Origin of the sequence: Pedobacter faecalis (assembly GCF_030182585.1) — a bacterium.
Lineage (GTDB): Bacteria > Bacteroidota > Bacteroidia > Sphingobacteriales > Sphingobacteriaceae > Pedobacter > Pedobacter faecalis.
Genome location: NZ_JARXOW010000001.1, coordinates 1,650,076 through 1,665,683, shown reverse-complemented (window position 1 = coordinate 1,665,683; position 15,608 = coordinate 1,650,076). Strand labels below are relative to the sequence as shown.

The window sequence follows — 15,608 nt, the reverse complement described above, 5'->3', positions numbered from 1 at the left end:
TACTTTTAACACACAAGCGATATGGATTATCAGTTAAATTATATCAACCCGGAAATTAAACTTTCCTGCTACGAGGGGAAGTTGTTTAAAACGGAAGCGGCATTTGATGATCACTTGCTTGTGTGGTTAATTTCCGGTGAGACAAAGATTATACAGGCCGATGAAACATTTGTGTTCGGTGCGGGCAATACGTTTTTGATTCCCAGGCATCAGTTGGCGACGATCATGAATGTGCCAAAGGACGGCTTGCCGCATAAAGCAGTGGCCATGCATTTGTCGATCGAAAGGCTCAGAAACTTTTACATCGATAAAGACATAAAAGTCAAACCTCTGGCCGGGAAAATCATCAGCTTTCACCAGCATCCCTTGCTCCAGAGCTGCTTAGCCTCGTTGATACCCTATTTTGATATGCAGGATAATTTTCCGGAAGACATCGCATCGCTCAAGATTACCGAGGCAATCAGCATTCTGCGCAGCATTGACAAAGGAATCGATGATATCCTGGCGAATTTTGAAGAGCCGCATAAGATTGAGCTGACCGGCTTTATGGAAAAGAACTTTATGTTCAACATGCCGCTAGAGAGATTTGGATATCTGACGGGCCGAAGCCTTACGACCTTTAAGCGGGATTTCAGTAAAGCCTTTAACATGACGCCGCAACGCTGGCTAACCCGGAAACGACTCGAGTTAGCACATTACGAGTTTACCGAAAAACGCAGACGGCCCGTTGAAGTGTGTTATGAAACAGGTTTCGAAAATCTGTCGCATTTCTCGTATGCCTTCAAGAAGCATTATGGTTATGCGCCTACAGAGTTGTTGAATCGTTTGTGAATAGCAACAGCTTTTCTTATCTTGATGCATGAACATTCAATTTGTAGAAAAGCAACGGTTCCCGAATATACTCCTTTGGATCCTGTTTGCACTTCCGCTTATAGCTTCTTATGGTCTCTATAAACAGTTGGTTTTGAAAGAACCTGTGGGAAATAATCCTGCGCCGGATGGTGTGCTTATCGCCGCTACAATTTTCATCTATTGTCTGGCGGGCCTGTTCGCTATTACCAGACTGCACACTAAGATAGATCAGAATGGGATAGAGATGCGTTTTGCTCCCTTTTTTAAAAAGACGTGGAAATGGGAAGATATAGATCATATTCAGGTAATCAATTATGGCTTTGTAGGCGGCTGGGGTATACGGCTTACAATAAAATACGGAACGGTATTTAACGTTAGCGGTAGTTATGGCTTGGCCGTGATTCTGAAAAGCGGGAAGAAGTTTGTAATAGGCACGAAAAAGCCTGACGAGTTGAATGCCGCGGTGCAGGGGGAACAGATATGAATCGAGGATTTGTATTTCTCGGTTTGGTATTCTTGATATGCAGTGCATCGGCGTTTGCGCAAGAGGTAACTATCAAAGGTAGATTTACAGACACACTCACAAATCACTTCTTTGCGATGCAACGAAGAGTGATCAATAATAGGGTATACGACATGCCGTATAAATCCTATATTCCCAAGAATAAGAAAAATATAAGAAAAGAGCGGCTTAAGAGGCTTTTCAAGCGAAGTCACGAAGAATTTGAGCGCCGACAGAAGCTTCGGGCAGATAAACGCTATAACGTTATTCCAGACGCGGATGGAAGATTTGAAATTCGTGCCAAACTAAACGATACATTGGTATTTACGTTTCACCTGCACGTTGCACAGAAGTATGCGGTAAGGGATCTAGTCAAGATGAAAGATATCGTTATTAAACTAAAACCTGTTCCTTGCGTTCCCGCCTTTAAATGTGATTCCAAGGATGCCAAGCTCTTTGTGGTGATTGCTGAAAAAATAAGTCTTAATCAGAAGGAAGAATATATTTGTTCTGAAAGCGGCAAACCTTATCAAGCGTCCTGGGATCAAATGTTTGAGGCGAAATATAAAGTCTTGAAGAGTATTTACGGTGGATATGCAAAAGACACGATCAATTTTACGGTTTACGACCACGGAACATCAGCCCCCGCATTCTCTGAACATCGGTATGTCATGCTGTTTGTGAGCGAGCATTGCGGGCGACTATTTCATGAGAAATATCAGTACTTTGACGTGTATCCCACTGCTGATGGCAGGTGGGCGCGTGCGGGAGATCCTTATCGATTCGACCGACACTCGCCGAGAGTTATTCAAGCGAGAAAAATCGAATTTAAACCCGGTTTCTCTATCGACATAAGGCAAAGGTACGCTCATGAAATACCGAAGGAGTATCCAAAGGAATATTTTAGGGTTACCAGGAATAAGGCATATCCCCAGGTCGGCGTTTACGTTGAAGAGCTGCTCCAGATTAAGAAGGACGGTACGCTGAAGGCGAGGGGCATTGAACTGAAGTAGGGCAGGCACGTACTGGTAGGTGTGATTTATTCTTATTATATTAGATAAAATTTAAACACTATGTCAGCTATACTTGAAGTTTTGTTAACAACGCTATTTGGAGCGCCCGCTTTAAGAAATAAAAGATTTTTTAAACCTGTTCAAGTCGTCTTGGCGGTTGTGATGTTGTGTTTCGTTGCTTGGATGGCAGTTGATATCTCGTAGCGACTGGCTATCGGTAATAAAAAAGGCCGCCCGCACCAGGCGACCTTTTGATTGCTTCTTGTGTTTCGCCGATGAAATAAGAAGCGAGAGGGCGTAGTTTAATGAGTTTTAAGCCATTCCAGTCGGCGCTGATCTGGCAGATGTTTTACAGTAAAGTTTTCAAATTTGGCTTCGAAGCCATCACCATCAGGGCTGGCGGCCATTAAGCCCACCATTACGGGGCTGTTGTCTTGCAGGGGTGCGTTCCGGGTCATGATGTAGGTCTTGTCGTCAAGTGAATAAAAGATTTCGATCGCGTCCAGCCTGCGTACTACTTTGATCCAGATGAATGGCGGTACTTTTTCGAGCGTAGTAACGCTCCAGTCACTTTTTACATTGGTTACCACTGTACTCACGTTAAATTTGCCGTCAACGAACTCTACTCCGGTTTTAATATAGTGTTTTTCGTCTATGCGTATCATCAGGCCCATCTGATCGAAGCGCGCCTTATATGCTCCGGTCAGTTTTACCTTAGCTTCAAATTCGCCTCCATAATTGGCGTAGTAAAAGGGTGCATCGTCTACCGTAAATCCGTAATGCGAAATGCGCCAGTAATCGGTCTTTGGCGTTACCTGCATGATGAGGCTGTTGTCTTTGATCTCCCACTTTTGGGGTTCGTTAAACCAATGCATCTTATTAAGACTTTGAGCCTGTGCACTGGCAAGGCCCGCAATGAGAAATAGGGCAAAAAAGATTTTTTTCATGATTTTTATTTCAGGACTAACTTGTATGTTTAGCAAAGTTATCGACTGTTTAACCGTTATTCAATGGTGATAAATAACCATAGCAATACTGATTCAAATCTTCGCCAGCTTCTGGATATAAAGTTGCTGGCTCAGCCATTTGGCGGTGCTGAAGGGCAGATTACGCTTGAACAGGCAAAGTTGATTGCCGAAGTATACAATAGGATAGACCAGTGTACCTGCGTGTTGAGCGATCTGAAATCCAGAAAGAGCTATATTTATTATAGTGCCCTCGCGGCACGTCTTGGGATTGAGCAGCGCAAGTTGGAAATCGATTCTATTTGGGAGGATGCATTGCTTTCGAGGATGCATCCAAAAGATGTACAGGCAAAATATCGGCTTGAACTGCAGTACTTTCAGCTCCTTAGTGCTGTTCCGGTGGCCGAGCGCGGTAACTATGAGGTAATTACTGGTCTGCGCGCCAGAGATGAGCAGGGGAAGTTTGTTAAGTTGAAGCACAGGTTGCTTTACATAAGCAGTGCAGACGATGGTTCGGTCTCTTTAGCACTCTGTTTGTATTATTTGGTATACGATCACCCGGGCCACGGCGTACCTGAGGGTGTTATTGTGAACAGGAAAACCGGGCTCGTGATTGGTTATGACGAAGAACAGTTTAACCGGCTTCTAAGCCCCAGGGAACTGCAGGTGCTGCAGCTGATTAAGGCTGGCCTGCGAAGCAAAGAAATTGCCGATAAGTTGTTGCTGAGTATCAACACGGTGAACCGGCATCGACAGAATATTCTTAAAAAGCTTAACGTAACGAATGCTATGGAGGCTTGCAGCGTGGCGGTGGTTACGGGGTTGGTTTAACATGGGTTGTTGACGCCGGAACATTGGAGAATTAGTGCTATATTGGTATATGTTACTAAATAAGCGCTCCCTGCTTCTCGCACTCATGGTTATTTTGACCTCCCTAATCACTTTCCTTGCAACAAGATCTATCATGGATTTGGAAATCAAGGAGATGATTCTGAAGGAAAGGGAAGATCACGAAATCATGAGTTATTTCAACGACATCTGCATTGGAGATGAGTATAACATGGCTAAGCCGGTTACGCGGAAGTTTAAGAGTAACGCCAGAATTTATGTGGTAAACTCAAATCTGTTCGGTGAGCAGATGCAATTTATAGATTCTGTTCTGGTTGAATTTAATAAGCTGCCGACCGATGGCTTTAAGATGGAACTAACAAATGATTCGGCCTCCGCTAGTGTTCATGTATACATTATGTCGGTCGAGAGGGCTAAACGTGTAGAGGGTTTTAAGAATCTTACCTCTGAGTCGTTTGGCCATTTTACAGTAAATGCCAAAGGAAATAATACCTATATAACGGACTCCCAGGTCTTCATTGCCGAAACAGAGCCATTAATAAAGCAAAAAGTACTACTGATGCAAGAGTTAATGAACGCGGTTGGTCTTCTGTATGTTTCTCCACTTTATGTAAAAAGCATCTTCTATGAATTTAAACACCAATCGAAATTCAATACACTTCAGTTCTCCGAACAGGATAAGAAGATTATTAGCCTTTTATACCATCCGAAAATGAAGGCCGGATTAAATAAACTGAAAACGGTTAAAGTAATGAGGGAAATTATGAACTGATGAAACTAAAAAAGCGCACAATGGCATTGGCGGTTATTTTAGCCGCGGTGCTGACCTTCCTAGGTACTAAAATGTCGATGAATATTGAAGCGAAAGAAATACTTCATAAGGAGCGTAGGAACCAGGAAATAATGAATTATTTCAATGATATCTGCATAGGGGCTGAACATGGTTGGGCCCCTCCGGTAACGCATAAGTTTAGGGAAAACGCTAAAATTTATGTGGTAGAGGCGGCTCAATACGGCAGGCAGATGAAATTCATCGACTCTGTTATATTTGCATTTAATGAACTTCCTACTGACGGTTTCAAAATGGAACTCACGGACGATTTAGCTTCCGCAAATGTTCAGGTATATATAGTCACCCTGGAGAATGCCAGACGGGTCAAGGGATTTGAGAATCTTAGCTCTGACCACCTGGGATGTTTTGTTCCAAAGACTGAGGGACACTCCATCCTTAGTTCAACTATATACGTTAATGCTGATATATCGATCCTACAGCAAAAAGCAGTGCTTTTAGAAGAGCTGGTGCAAGCTATGGGATTTTGGCAAGATTCACCGCTTTATACCAATAGCGTTTTTTATGCATATAAGGGTGCCGAAAAGATTCATACCCTTAAATTATCGGAACTGGACAAGCAGGTTATCCGCTTATTGTACCATCCCAAAATGAAAGTAGGGTTGCATAAACCACGAACTGTCGAAGTGATGAGGGAGATTTTAGAAGAAGGAATTTAACTGCCGACTATAATATTTGTGATCTCTTGAGCATGCGTGTAAACCATGAGATGCCCGCCACCGACGATGATCCTGTCTGGCTGTGTGAATTTGACAGGCAAGATGTTATCTGCTGTGCCGTGAATATGAATCAAATCAGCCGGTTTTATTTCATTTCGCCACTTCAATATTGCTGAAAGTGCCCACTTTAAAAAGTTGATGTCTGTATCTGCGATGATTTGGTCGAGCAGGTTTTTTTCAGAGCGTTTTTTCAGGCCAAAAAGAGCATAGGTCACCGGATTTGTTCTTTTTGCAAATTGAGAGATCAATTGATGTAGCTTAAGCTTTCCCGCGAATTTGTAATACCAGGGGAGACTTTTTGAAGTTGGGACACTGGAAATTATAAAAGTTTTGTTGGGTTGAAGTCTTTTAGCGATCTCAGTTGCAAGCATTCCACCAAATGAGAGACCGACTAGATAGAATGGTTTGCGAGTGTCAATTGCATTTGATAATCGAAGAGCGTAATTTTCTAAGGATTCTTCTGTTTTAGGGGTTATCCAATCCAGATAAACCAACTCGTAATCTGGAGGAAACCTTAATCTCTGAAATGCCCGTCTGTCTGCACCAAGACCACTTATGAAGTATATCCTGCCAGGCATCCTGAGCTACTTCAGCTGCTGCTTTAGTATTTCAACTTTCTCCTGCTCACTTTTGAGTAGGCGTTCGTATAGCGCTTTGTTTTCTTCAATCACTTGCATCAGCTTGTCAAGAGGGTTGAAGGTTGGTTGAACATTTATCGCATTCAGCGTAGAAGTGTCATTGCTCGTAAAAGTGTTCGAGATAATGTTAAGTACATTTTCTTCACTAAAATTCTTAATCCCTTCTACTGGTACGCCTAGCACTTTCGCTACCCTTTGCAACAATTCTTCTTCCACCAATTCACTAGCCTCCATTCTGGAAACCGTCTGCTGACTCACACCTAATTCTGCTGCAAGAGCTTCTTGTTTTATACCCCTGAGTTCGCGAATGCGGCTGATCTTTCTGCCCAGGTGCGCTTGCTTTTTGATGGTTTCCATAACGTAAATATACATATTTGAAGGATATTGCAATTCGTTAAGCGGTAGAATACTTCCGTGTTGGTGTAAAGTACCCGCTAAAAGAGTTCGGCACACGAAACCCGATGGGCATTTTTATGCTCATGACTAAAAGAGGTTTTCTGGTTTTAATCCTGTTACTTGCTATAACAGCGCATTATAAGGTGATGGCTCAAAGGAAGAATAGCTGCGATGTGAGTGCCTATGACCGCTGTAAATGGGGCTTCAGCAAATTTAAAGGTGGGTTTGAATCGTCTTTTCATATAACACCTTCGCGGTTTAACAAAGGCCGGCGCATCATTGTATATAACAAGTCGCTGGCAGAACTGTACGCTATTGCCCTTGGTGCCGGAAACCAGTTTTCGTGTGAGCAGATCATTGTCGACGTGCGTAAACCCCAAATGCTGCAGGCTAAGTATTGTTATGAGTTAAATACCCCGCCAGATCTCACGGACGTTATGTTTGTGATCATGCAACAGCATCTGGAGCGGCAGTATCCGGAATATACTGCTGCCCTGGAAGAGCGAACGATTGGCGGCGTGAAGATGAGTTGTGTGGTACTGCGCGACAAGGAAAGCTAGGATGTCTTTCGCATACTTTGCTTGATCTTTTCCCGGTGCTGCATGCCCCAGTCGCGCAGTTCGGAAAGAACATGTGATAGCGACTCGCTGTATGCGGTTGCTTCATAAACGATTCTTTGTGGTGTGTCGTCATACACCCGGCGCACCACAAATTCATTTAGTTCAAGTTCCTTTAATTCTTTGGCAAGCATCTTTGGGCCGATCCTTTTAAGGATCTTTTGCAGTTCTCCAAACCGTCGGGGAGATTCGGTCAGCGAAAATATAATGGCCAGTTTCCATTTACCGCCCAATACGTATAGGGCGTCGCTGATATAGTTAGCGCTGGCGGTGCATTGTTCGTGATTTTCCATAATACAAAGTTAAGTACTTCCATTTAGGGAAGTGCTTCCCTGCAGGGAAGTATGGGTTCAACCCTGATTGGCAGCAATAACTTTGCTGCAAATAATTTGAATCGGAATAATCATGAAAACAATTCTTCATTTAACTTCAAGTCCCCGTCAGGAGGCCTCAGTGAGTATCAGTTTAGGTAAAGCAATCGTAGAGCAGCTCCAGCAAAGGTATCCGGAGAGCAGGGTAGAAGAGGTTGATCTTCTGCAGCGGAATATCCCTCATCTTAACGCCCAGCATCTGAAATCTTTTTTTACGCCAACGGAGCAGCTTACTGCGGCCGATCAGGAAGCCATACGGCATTCTGATAATGCAATCAATCAGCTAATGGCGGCTGATCTTATTGTTATCGGCGCTCCGATGTATAATTTTACCATCCATTCGTCGCTAAAGGCCTGGATCGACCACATCACGCGCGCGGGCAAGACCTTTAAATATGGGGAGCACGGACCTGAAGGCCTGGTTAAAAATAAGAAGATCTATCTCGCCGTGGCTTCCGGCGGAGTTTACACTGAGGGTCCTTATCAGCCGTACGACTTTGTCGTTCCTTACCTGAAATCCATGCTTGGCTTTTTGGGAATGACTGATGTTACGGTATACAGAGCAGAGGGTCTCAATATTCCCGGAATACAGGATCATGCGCTGGAAAAAGCAGTTGCTGAAATAAGTGTTTAATATGGGTTGTGATGATCTGGTTTGTAATTCTTTTACTATCTTAACGGGACCAATTAACGTTTTATGAACCGGATCATTTTTACAGCAATTTTATTAGTAACTGCTTCTTTTGCAGTGGCACAATCGGGTGTGCAGAACGGCGTGAGGGTAGAACGCAGAACTATGACGGGGGCGGAATATAACCGGCTGCCTAAGCAGGCGCTCCCCACAGATTCTCGTGTTTATGATTTGGTTGGAAATGTGCTCGATTCAACAGTGGTACAGCGCCGGCTTGCCACTTATGAATATCAGGTGCGAACCTACGAAGTTGGCGGATCCCTGAGATACGTCCTCACAAAATTCAACGAGCGTGATATAGAGCGCGAACGAGAGCTGGAAGAGTACCTGAAGCCTGGCAACCCTTTGCTTCAGAAGGGTATGACCTTGGATCTTAAACCTTTCGAAAGCCGCGCCGACATAAACGCCTTGAACGGAAAGGCGATAGTCTTGATATTTTGGTGTGAGGACTGTTATCAAAGAATTCCTGATGCCTATAAGGACGTAAATGACGTATTATCAAGGTTTCAGGGGTCAGAAAAGCTTGCCATTATCACTGTAACCCATCATTCTGTTGATCAATCTATAGCAGCCCTTAAAAAAAGTCCTATCGTGAACACACAGCATATTGTAGCTGCGGCTGATCTTACTTCAAAGTTCGAAACTGGCAACAAGCCGGTGATCGTGGTGACTGACCAGGATCACAAGATTGTGTATGCTATTCGCGACTGGGCTGGAATGACGCCACGGAAGCTTTTTCTGTCTCTCAAAGATTTGAAGTAAAGGAGGTCATGTCAAACTCCATGTTTATCTACAGCTATTAACAACTAGGCCATGTTAAGCTCTTTTTTCAATGCATCAGCCTTTGATACGGATCTAATACCATTCAACAGGTATACTATTACCACTACTTTGTAGATGACTCCGGAGAAGAGTGACACTGGATTGGCGAGCGCACTCAAGAGGTGCAGCGCTACAAATGTAGACAAACCAGTGATTAGAGCAGCTTTGGGCTTCCGCTTCGCCCAAAATCCTAGGAGCGCAAAAATGCCTATTATAGCTATTTCCCCCAGTAAAATTGAAAATTTATCAGCATCGCTCTTTGCACTGAAGTAGGCAATGGCGCCAAATACTGCCTCTATACCTGCCACAAAAAAAAGCGATCTTTTAGCCGATGTTACTTTGCCGCCGAGATCAGCAAGTTCGATATGCTTCACCTCACGTTCCGAAATAAAATGATCTTTCTCTTGCTGCGAGCCCTGTAAAGGATATTCGCAATTGTTGCATGTGTAATAGGTTTCCTGATAGGCTGTGTTACAAACAGGACATAAGGTATTTGTTTCGGTCATAGCGTTAATTTTATCATGATAAATATAAGCTACTGTTTGAGTCTTTCAAACAGTTGGAGCAAAAGATATTTTCACTATCTTACTAGAATAAAATTAACCTCATATCAAATAAGCTTTGACTAACCAATGAAAAAGTTGTTTTTAACTGCCGCCATAGCTTTTAGCGGAGTATTCGCAATGGCGCAATCCAATGGCGCAACAGTTACCAAAGTCGAAACTCGTACTGTATCTGGCGCTGAGTTAAAACGCATGATCGGGAATGTTAAAATTACCGATCCAAAGGTATATGACAGGGAGGGGAACGTTGTCGACTCTGCGGAGGTTGTACGCAGACTGGCTACATATGAATATCAAAAAGGCTGGACTCAGGTCAACGGCGAGTACAGGCACCTTATCACAAAAATCGATACCGTAAGACAGGCAGCCGTCGACCGTAATACAAAGCTTATGCTTAAGCCCGCCAGCGCGAAACTGCAGGAGGGGGTTACACTTGACCTGCGACCTTTTAAAAGCCATGTTGATGTGAAGGCTTTGCAGGGTAAAGCTATTGTGCTGGTGTTTTGGTGCGACGGATGTTATGGCGGTAGCCAAGCTGACGCGTACAAGCCGGTAAACGAAGTGCTAAGCAGGTTTTATAATCCTGACAAGCTTGCCATTATTACTGTGACTCATCACGCTATTGAGCATTCTTTTGCCGCGCTTAAAAAAAATCCTATCATAAACACCCAGCATATTGTCGCTGCTCCCCAACTTGCCAGGGAATTTGAAACAAACGGCCGGCCGGTGCTTGTATTGGCCGATACAAATCATAAGATTTTATACGCCGTGAAAGACAATGCGATGATGACGCCGAGGATACTTTATTTTGCTCTAAAGGATTTGTAATATGGAACACGGAACACAATTACAGAACTTGCCCGTTCGGCAGTCAAAGCCGCCTTATCTTTTGGGATTGCTTTGTATAATCCCTTTGATTGGGGCTTTTGTGGGGCTCGGACTATTGTTATATGCCATATTTGTTTACAAGAATAAGTGGTTGGCCGCTATAGGTATTTCGGGCATAGTGTTTACCATTGCGGTTTATGGATCAATGTTTTACTTTATGACACACAGTGATTTATCTAAAGAAGGTTTCGCTGAAATATCGAAAAACCAGTTGACCAGCTTGGTTGGCCACCTGGAAGCCTACAAAATTAAGCATGGCAAATATCCGGACAGTTTGCCTCAATTGCTGACTGATAATAAGTTTGCACCAATACATGATGCCGTCCAGGGAGTTCAGCTGAGGAAAAACACACTTTACAATTATCAAAAAGTAGGTGATGTTTATAAGCTTTCGTCTATGGGGCAGGACGGGATTCCTAACACGAAAGATGATTTCTACCCTGAGATATGGATAGATGCTGATAATAAGGGACAATAGCCTGCTTATTTCTTGTACTGACTGTTAATCCATTTCGAGATTGTTTCCAGCACCTCGGGTGCAATGGTCTCATCTATTTTTGCATATTCATTAAGGTCGCCAGTTTCAGCGTGCTGGAAAAAGTGATTGAGTCCGGGGAAGGCGATGGTCGTGAAATTTTTATTTCCGGCCTCTTTAAGGTGTTTTCCAAAGCCCTCCAGATTTTCGATAGCGGATACTTGGACATCCTTTTCTCCATTTATGGCCAAGACTGGGATAGTTAACTTGGATAAGTATATTCCGGGGTCGTACGCAATGAAATATCGCATCCAGGGATTGAGCACCACAGAAGTCATTGAAGCCATGGCCTTATCAGAATTGGGGCCCTTTAAGCCAGATTTCCACAGGAAGCTTTCCGGTTGACGTTGCATCCAACCGGCCATTTCCTTTTTTAACAATGGTGCGAGTGTTTGGATATCGCCGGTTCGCTCGCTTAAACCATATATCAAGCGATTTAATGTGTCGATTCTTGATAGTTCTTCGTCTGTGAACCCCATGTTTCGATACGCCCATCTGCCTTGGGCAAGCATCAACTCAGAGCCCTTAATACCAACTCCAGCAAGACTTATCAGAAAGGCAATATCTTTGGATCGGGTCGCTGCAATCGGGCCGATAACACCGCCTTCGCTGTGTCCTATCAGTCCAATTTGTTTTGTGTTGATTCCTACCTGCTTCTTTAGATATTCCACCGCCGCAAGCACGTCATCCGCAAAATCAGCTGAAGTTGCTCCTGCCAAAACACCCGTACTCTTGCCCACTCCACGGTCATCCACCCTTAACACGGCTATACCACGACGACTTAAGTAGTCAGCAATAACCCAAAACGGTTTGTGTCCAAAGGCGGTCTCATCCCGATCTTGTGCCCCGGATCCTGTAATCATAATAACAGCCGGATAATCGCTTTTCAGGTCAGGCAGTGTAAGTGTAGCGCCAAACCGAATTGATTTCTCCTTGTTGTAAAAGGTAACATCTTGTATGATATATGGAAACGGTGGTTTGGGCGTCTGGGGGCGCTTAACCTCAAAGTTCACTACCTTAATAAAGGTAACAGGTACTTTCCCAGAGCTGTGATTCCAAAAGCCTTGAATCTTAGAACGGTCGCTATTAAATACACCGCTAAAGCCCTGTTTCATAGCTTCAGAAAAAGCTATTAGGCTATCCGTGCCGATGACCAGGCGAGATACCGGAATGTCAAAGGCATTCTGGTCGGGACTGTCAAATAGCGCTGTGTTTAATTCGGTGGTTTTGTCCGTGGATATTTTCAGTATGATCCGGATCGCTCCCAATTTCGTCTCCCAAATGCTTGGGTCTGATTCTTGGGCCGACGTACCATAAGCAAGCACGCCTAAGAGGCAAAATATTATCAAGCGTTTCATTCAGATTTATAGATGTAAGTTATTTCCTAAGTATCTTCTCCATGGCTCTGCCTTTTGCCAACTCATCGATCATCTTGTCCAGGTAACGGATTTTCTTCATCAGTTCATCTTCAATTTCTTCTATGCGATAGCCGCAAATAACGCCGGTTATCTTGGATGCATTGGGGTTTATCTGCGGGGCTTTGGCAAAGAAAGTTTCGAAGTCCGTTTTCTCGTCAATGTGTTTTTGCAGGCTCTGCTGATCGTATCCCGTGAGCCAAAGTATGATTTCATCTACCTCGGCTTTGGTGCGTCCTTTCTTTTCTGCTTTCTGGACGTAATGTGGATATACGCCGGCAAAAGACATTTTATAAATCCTGGTGTTCATCATATTCCTGAGAATGAATGATTAAATCTTATTATGCAATCTAAGGGATTTATCCGGAAAAGTCAAAGGCAAGATGTTACCAAGTGTCCACGAAATCTGGGATTAATCTGGGGTTTGTTCGGGAATAGTCCACAAAAAGTACCTTTTTTGCGAACAAGCCGTGGACTAGTCCCGAAGAAGTCTTGGACCAAGTTATACCACGGTAGGGCGAAGGGTGGTTAATTAGTTGGCAATGGACATGGTAAGCAGAAAGACTGATGGCTGCAGGGCTTTTACACTGTGGGGTATGCCGGTATGAAGAACCAGCGCTTGTCCGGCAGTTCGTTCAACCGCGCTTCCATCAGCAGTAAATTCAATCTGACCTTCCAGTACCTGTACACTGATAATGCCCGGGGCGGTATGTGTTTTCATTTCAGTTCCCTGTTGCAGCGCAACCAGAACAATGCGCATTTGCTGGTTCTTGAAAATAGTAATCGCATTCCTGTCACCCTGTAGGTATGCATCCTCGTTTTTAATCTGATCTGTAAGTAAATTCAGATCCATGGTAAGTAATGTGGCGTCAAGATCTCTGTGTTGATCGCGGGATGTGTTGCTCATCGTTGATTAGGTTATTAAGCAAAAGTCGGCCTCCACTCGCGCAAAAAGGATAAGGCAGGTCAGCCTTTTCTGTGATGTTTGTCACACGGCACTTAATACCTGCGAAGTAACTCAAGCATCTTCCGGTCGAGCTTGTGTCCCTGATAGTCTTCGTATGCAACGTCCGTACGCCCACTGTCTAGCACACCAAATCCCCCCCGAAGGTTCCAGAGCGACCAGCCCCAGCCGTTCTCTTTCCAGATCTTCAGGTTGTCTTCCATCCAGGCCAAGGCTGTATCGTGCGGGGTGTGACTAAATGCGCCCCATTCGCCAACATGTACGCCCACGCCCTGATCTGAAAGTTTTTTCCATGGCGTAAATTCTTGTCTTAAGCGGTTCTGGTCCCATCGGTCGTTGTCGCCCAACACCAGCGGCCATGTAGGTGGCTTACTCCAATCCATTTTTACCCAGGAGGCTTTGTAATGGCTTACTTGCATTGGGCCGTATCCGCGTGTGCTTTGCGCCACATTCAGTTTGGCAGCGCCAAATAAAGGTTTCGTGCCCCATTGCAGGCCGTCGATGATAATAAGTCGTTTCGGATCTTCCTTACGGATGGTCTCCACGATCCGGGTGATGACTTTCAGATAATCCTCTTCGCTTACGTTTGCCGGTTCGTTGATCAGATCGAAACTCAGTTTGTCGCTGCCTATTTTTTTATATCGCTTGGCAAGGGTTTGCCAATGAAAGGCAGCTGCTTCCAGTGCCTTCTCATCTTTCCAAAGGTTTAGCGGCTCTGCGGGTGGGTTAACGCAGTATCCCGGTATCCGGTGAAGGTTCAGGTTTACATGGATTTTGTATTTCGTGCCATAGGCGATGGCCTCGTCAATCTCCTTCAATACCGCTTCGTTCATAGTAAACCAGTCGCCGGGCTTAGACCAGCACCGGTAAGACATCGGAAGGCGAGCGAAGTCGAAGCCCCAGTCGGCCATCATCCTGAAATCACTTTCCCTGAAGGGCTGGTTATGATCGCCGTTGAACTTCTCCAGCAGATTAAAGCCGCGCCACCGGGGAAGTTTATTGGTTGCCGACTGAGCGCCCATAATTAAGTTGGGGCCGACTAAACTAAATGCGGCCAAGGACATGCCAAGCTGGAGGAATTTTCTGCGTCTCATAATACAAATTTTTTTAACCATGCGTAGGGTTTTCTGGTGGTTAAATACTGGGGATTGCTATCGTGCTGGTAGGCTTCCTGCTCGAAGCAGATGTTCATATACGCGCGGTAGTGATTGCGGTAAACAATTAGATTTACCAGGTAATGCAGGAGGTACAGCAGGTAAAAAGGCAGAATCAACAATTCCAGTTGCTGCCTGAAATGAATGAGTTCGTGCCGGATGATCCGCTGATTGCTACGTGCCCGCTGGTCCTTAAAGAGCATGAAAGGATACAGCGCCATCGCACTTGCGGGTAATTTGCGGAAAGTGACTGCCCGGTACTTCATGATAATAAGATAGGAGAACCCTTAAATCAAGCGTTTGCTACCGCCGGGTAAAGAATGTTTTGCTCTATCTGCGTGAAGTACGCACCGGCATTTCTGTTGTCTTCGGCCGACTGGGCAAGCAGCGTTGCGGCGTTCTCCATTTTTAATGCCTGAGCCATTTTTTCCATAGACCCATACAGGGATATCTTATGAAAGGTGATCAGCTTTGCTGCCTGCAGGATCTGTACGTCTTTGTGGGGCGACTGCTGCTTTTTGTAGCCGCATGCTTCTTTGGCCATAGCCATTAAGGTTTCGTCGGTATTTGACATGATCCTGGAAGGGCGCAGCTTAAGCCATTTTAAAATTTGGGCCAGGCGGTCGACATGCTGTGCCAGCTCATTTCGGGTGGGCGACAAGCAGGACTTCAGTTCGTCGGTAGCGGCATTTTCTGAGAGCTGCTCAAAGAGCTTTTCATATTTCTTTTCGCTGGCATAACAGGCAGATACCATTTCCTGGAATACATCAATCAGATTTATAGGCGGCGTTTTCATGAGTTCTT

22 protein-coding genes are annotated in these 15,608 nt (G+C 44.6%); 11 read left to right on the top strand and 11 right to left on the bottom strand.

The genetic code is table 11. The features are described from left to right. The first annotated feature begins 21 nt into the window (after positions 1 to 21). The 3 genes from QEP07_RS07470 (at position 22) to QEP07_RS07460 (ending at position 2,367) form a co-directional block, all read left to right on the top strand. Positions 22 to 831 (top strand): AraC family transcriptional regulator, encoded by an 810-nt coding sequence (locus tag QEP07_RS07470; RefSeq protein ID WP_285009281.1) that lies wholly within the window; start codon positions 22 to 24, stop codon positions 829 to 831. A 28-nt stretch (positions 832 to 859) separates the two neighbouring features. Beyond that, positions 860 to 1,336, top strand: coding sequence for a hypothetical protein (locus QEP07_RS07465; protein ID WP_285009280.1), 477 nt, complete (start codon positions 860 to 862; stop codon positions 1,334 to 1,336). 116 nt (positions 1,337 to 1,452) lie between these two features. Next, complete coding sequence (locus QEP07_RS07460) at positions 1,453 to 2,367, top strand: hypothetical protein (protein ID WP_285009279.1); 915 nt, start codon at positions 1,453 to 1,455, stop codon at positions 2,365 to 2,367. A 302-nt stretch (positions 2,368 to 2,669) separates the two neighbouring features. Here QEP07_RS07460 and QEP07_RS07455 read toward each other — a convergent pair whose 3' ends face one another. Continuing rightward, entirely contained in the window at positions 2,670 to 3,314 is a 645-nt protein-coding gene (locus QEP07_RS07455; RefSeq protein WP_285009278.1) for a DUF1349 domain-containing protein, read from the bottom strand. 63 nt (positions 3,315 to 3,377) lie between these two features. Between QEP07_RS07455 and QEP07_RS07450 the strand changes: the two genes are divergently transcribed. The 3 genes from QEP07_RS07450 to QEP07_RS07440 all read left to right on the top strand — a co-directional run bounded on the left by QEP07_RS07450 (position 3,378) and on the right by QEP07_RS07440 (position 5,690). Beyond that, complete coding sequence (locus QEP07_RS07450; RefSeq protein ID WP_285009277.1) at positions 3,378 to 4,163, top strand: helix-turn-helix transcriptional regulator; 786 nt, start codon at positions 3,378 to 3,380, stop codon at positions 4,161 to 4,163. A gap of 133 nt (positions 4,164 to 4,296) precedes the next feature. Next, positions 4,297 to 4,953 (top strand): DUF2927 domain-containing protein, encoded by a 657-nt coding sequence (locus tag QEP07_RS07445; RefSeq protein ID WP_285009276.1) that lies wholly within the window; start codon positions 4,297 to 4,299, stop codon positions 4,951 to 4,953. Further along, positions 4,953 to 5,690 carry a DUF2927 domain-containing protein gene (locus tag QEP07_RS07440; protein ID WP_285009275.1) on the top strand — a complete coding sequence of 246 codons (738 nt, stop codon included), beginning with the start codon at positions 4,953 to 4,955 and terminating at the stop codon, positions 5,688 to 5,690. Before QEP07_RS07445 ends, QEP07_RS07440 begins: the two co-directional genes overlap by 1 nt. Here QEP07_RS07440 and QEP07_RS07435 read toward each other — a convergent pair. Both QEP07_RS07435 and QEP07_RS07430 read right to left on the bottom strand, forming a co-directional pair. Further along, complete coding sequence (locus tag QEP07_RS07435) at positions 5,687 to 6,328, bottom strand: alpha/beta fold hydrolase (protein ID WP_285009274.1); 642 nt, start codon at positions 6,326 to 6,328, stop codon at positions 5,687 to 5,689. The genes QEP07_RS07440 and QEP07_RS07435 overlap by 4 nt on opposite strands. Before the next feature lie 6 nt (positions 6,329 to 6,334). Next, a complete protein-coding gene (locus QEP07_RS07430; protein WP_285009273.1) occupies positions 6,335 to 6,745 on the bottom strand; it encodes a helix-turn-helix domain-containing protein in 411 nt (136 codons plus the stop codon). 122 nt (positions 6,746 to 6,867) lie between these two features. Here QEP07_RS07430 and QEP07_RS07425 point away from each other — a divergent pair, with 122 nt between their 5' ends. Beyond that, complete coding sequence (locus QEP07_RS07425; protein ID WP_285009272.1) at positions 6,868 to 7,344, top strand: hypothetical protein; 477 nt, start codon at positions 6,868 to 6,870, stop codon at positions 7,342 to 7,344. Here QEP07_RS07425 and QEP07_RS07420 read toward each other — a convergent pair. Beyond that, positions 7,341 to 7,694, bottom strand: a complete 354-nt coding sequence (locus QEP07_RS07420; RefSeq protein WP_285009271.1) for a winged helix-turn-helix transcriptional regulator — start codon at positions 7,692 to 7,694, stop codon at positions 7,341 to 7,343. The genes QEP07_RS07425 and QEP07_RS07420 overlap by 4 nt on opposite strands. A 112-nt stretch (positions 7,695 to 7,806) precedes the next feature. Between QEP07_RS07420 and QEP07_RS07415 the strand changes: the two genes are divergently transcribed. Then, positions 7,807 to 8,406 carry an FMN-dependent NADH-azoreductase gene (locus QEP07_RS07415; protein ID WP_285009270.1) on the top strand — a complete coding sequence of 200 codons (600 nt, stop codon included), beginning with the start codon at positions 7,807 to 7,809 and terminating at the stop codon, positions 8,404 to 8,406. Positions 8,407 to 8,469: 63 nt separating this feature from the next. Next, a complete protein-coding gene (locus tag QEP07_RS07410; RefSeq protein ID WP_285009269.1) occupies positions 8,470 to 9,225 on the top strand; it encodes a hypothetical protein in 756 nt (251 codons plus the stop codon). A 44-nt stretch (positions 9,226 to 9,269) separates the two neighbouring features. Here the strand turns inward: QEP07_RS07410 and QEP07_RS07405 are convergent, their stop codons facing one another. After that, entirely contained in the window at positions 9,270 to 9,791 is a 522-nt protein-coding gene (locus QEP07_RS07405) for a hypothetical protein (protein ID WP_285009268.1), read from the bottom strand. A gap of 126 nt (positions 9,792 to 9,917) precedes the next feature. On the opposite strand from QEP07_RS07405, the gene QEP07_RS07400 reads away from it, so the two are divergent. Together QEP07_RS07400 and QEP07_RS07395 are read left to right on the top strand one after the other, a co-directional pair. Then, on the top strand, positions 9,918 to 10,676 hold the full coding sequence (locus QEP07_RS07400) for a hypothetical protein (protein WP_285009267.1): 759 nt from the start codon (positions 9,918 to 9,920) through the stop codon (positions 10,674 to 10,676). Position 10,677: 1 nt separating this feature from the next. After that, positions 10,678 to 11,214, top strand: a complete 537-nt coding sequence (locus QEP07_RS07395; protein ID WP_256004048.1) for a type II secretion system protein GspG — start codon at positions 10,678 to 10,680, stop codon at positions 11,212 to 11,214. Positions 11,215 to 11,219: 5 nt separating this feature from the next. On the opposite strand, the gene QEP07_RS07390 is transcribed toward QEP07_RS07395, so the two are convergent. From QEP07_RS07390 to QEP07_RS07365, 6 genes are all read right to left on the bottom strand, one after another. Next, a complete protein-coding gene (locus tag QEP07_RS07390; protein WP_285009266.1) occupies positions 11,220 to 12,629 on the bottom strand; it encodes an alpha/beta hydrolase family protein in 1,410 nt (469 codons plus the stop codon). A 19-nt stretch (positions 12,630 to 12,648) separates the two neighbouring features. Next, positions 12,649 to 12,999 carry a DUF2200 domain-containing protein gene (locus QEP07_RS07385; protein WP_285009265.1) on the bottom strand — a complete coding sequence of 117 codons (351 nt, stop codon included), beginning with the start codon at positions 12,997 to 12,999 and terminating at the stop codon, positions 12,649 to 12,651. 219 nt (positions 13,000 to 13,218) lie between these two features. Further along, a complete protein-coding gene (locus tag QEP07_RS07380) occupies positions 13,219 to 13,593 on the bottom strand; it encodes a cupin domain-containing protein (protein ID WP_285009264.1) in 375 nt (124 codons plus the stop codon). Between the two features lie 92 nt (positions 13,594 to 13,685). Further along, on the bottom strand, positions 13,686 to 14,744 hold the full coding sequence (locus tag QEP07_RS07375) for a glycoside hydrolase family 5 protein (protein WP_285009263.1): 1,059 nt from the start codon (positions 14,742 to 14,744) through the stop codon (positions 13,686 to 13,688). Next, the gene (locus tag QEP07_RS07370) at positions 14,741 to 15,070 is read right to left on the bottom strand and encodes a hypothetical protein (RefSeq protein WP_285009262.1); all 330 of its coding nucleotides are present in this window, start codon (positions 15,068 to 15,070) and stop codon (positions 14,741 to 14,743) included. Before QEP07_RS07370 ends, QEP07_RS07375 begins: the two co-directional genes overlap by 4 nt. Before the next feature lie 26 nt (positions 15,071 to 15,096). Continuing rightward, positions 15,097 to 15,600: a DUF892 family protein gene (locus tag QEP07_RS07365; RefSeq protein ID WP_285009261.1), complete on the bottom strand. Its 504-nt coding sequence runs from the start codon at positions 15,598 to 15,600 to the stop codon at positions 15,097 to 15,099. Positions 15,601 to 15,608: the final 8 nt, after the last annotated feature.

Bases quoted from the DNA above. Each gene is read 5' to 3' on its own strand.
- QEP07_RS07470 (WP_285009281.1), top strand. From the start codon at position 22: ATGGATTATCAGTTAAATTATATCAACCCGGAAATTAAACTTTCCTGC.
- QEP07_RS07465 (WP_285009280.1), top strand. From the start codon at position 860: ATGAACATTCAATTTGTAGAAAAGCAACGGTTCCCGAATATACTCCTT.
- QEP07_RS07460 (WP_285009279.1), top strand. From the start codon at position 1,453: ATGCAACGAAGAGTGATCAATAATAGGGTATACGACATGCCGTATAAA.
- QEP07_RS07455 (WP_285009278.1), bottom strand. From the start codon at position 3,314: ATGAAAAAAATCTTTTTTGCCCTATTTCTCATTGCGGGCCTTGCCAGT.
- QEP07_RS07450 (WP_285009277.1), top strand. From the start codon at position 3,378: ATGGTGATAAATAACCATAGCAATACTGATTCAAATCTTCGCCAGCTT.
- QEP07_RS07445 (WP_285009276.1), top strand. From the start codon at position 4,297: ATGGATTTGGAAATCAAGGAGATGATTCTGAAGGAAAGGGAAGATCAC.
- QEP07_RS07440 (WP_285009275.1), top strand. From the start codon at position 4,953: ATGAAACTAAAAAAGCGCACAATGGCATTGGCGGTTATTTTAGCCGCG.
- QEP07_RS07435 (WP_285009274.1), bottom strand. From the start codon at position 6,328: ATGCCTGGCAGGATATACTTCATAAGTGGTCTTGGTGCAGACAGACGG.
- QEP07_RS07430 (WP_285009273.1), bottom strand. From the start codon at position 6,745: ATGGAAACCATCAAAAAGCAAGCGCACCTGGGCAGAAAGATCAGCCGC.
- QEP07_RS07425 (WP_285009272.1), top strand. From the start codon at position 6,868: ATGACTAAAAGAGGTTTTCTGGTTTTAATCCTGTTACTTGCTATAACA.
- QEP07_RS07420 (WP_285009271.1), bottom strand. From the start codon at position 7,694: ATGGAAAATCACGAACAATGCACCGCCAGCGCTAACTATATCAGCGAC.
- QEP07_RS07415 (WP_285009270.1), top strand. From the start codon at position 7,807: ATGAAAACAATTCTTCATTTAACTTCAAGTCCCCGTCAGGAGGCCTCA.
- QEP07_RS07410 (WP_285009269.1), top strand. From the start codon at position 8,470: ATGAACCGGATCATTTTTACAGCAATTTTATTAGTAACTGCTTCTTTT.
- QEP07_RS07405 (WP_285009268.1), bottom strand. From the start codon at position 9,791: ATGACCGAAACAAATACCTTATGTCCTGTTTGTAACACAGCCTATCAG.
- QEP07_RS07400 (WP_285009267.1), top strand. From the start codon at position 9,918: ATGAAAAAGTTGTTTTTAACTGCCGCCATAGCTTTTAGCGGAGTATTC.
- QEP07_RS07395 (WP_256004048.1), top strand. From the start codon at position 10,678: ATGGAACACGGAACACAATTACAGAACTTGCCCGTTCGGCAGTCAAAG.
- QEP07_RS07390 (WP_285009266.1), bottom strand. From the start codon at position 12,629: ATGAAACGCTTGATAATATTTTGCCTCTTAGGCGTGCTTGCTTATGGT.
- QEP07_RS07385 (WP_285009265.1), bottom strand. From the start codon at position 12,999: ATGATGAACACCAGGATTTATAAAATGTCTTTTGCCGGCGTATATCCA.
- QEP07_RS07380 (WP_285009264.1), bottom strand. From the start codon at position 13,593: ATGAGCAACACATCCCGCGATCAACACAGAGATCTTGACGCCACATTA.
- QEP07_RS07375 (WP_285009263.1), bottom strand. From the start codon at position 14,744: ATGAGACGCAGAAAATTCCTCCAGCTTGGCATGTCCTTGGCCGCATTT.
- QEP07_RS07370 (WP_285009262.1), bottom strand. From the start codon at position 15,070: ATGAAGTACCGGGCAGTCACTTTCCGCAAATTACCCGCAAGTGCGATG.
- QEP07_RS07365 (WP_285009261.1), bottom strand. From the start codon at position 15,600: ATGAAAACGCCGCCTATAAATCTGATTGATGTATTCCAGGAAATGGTA.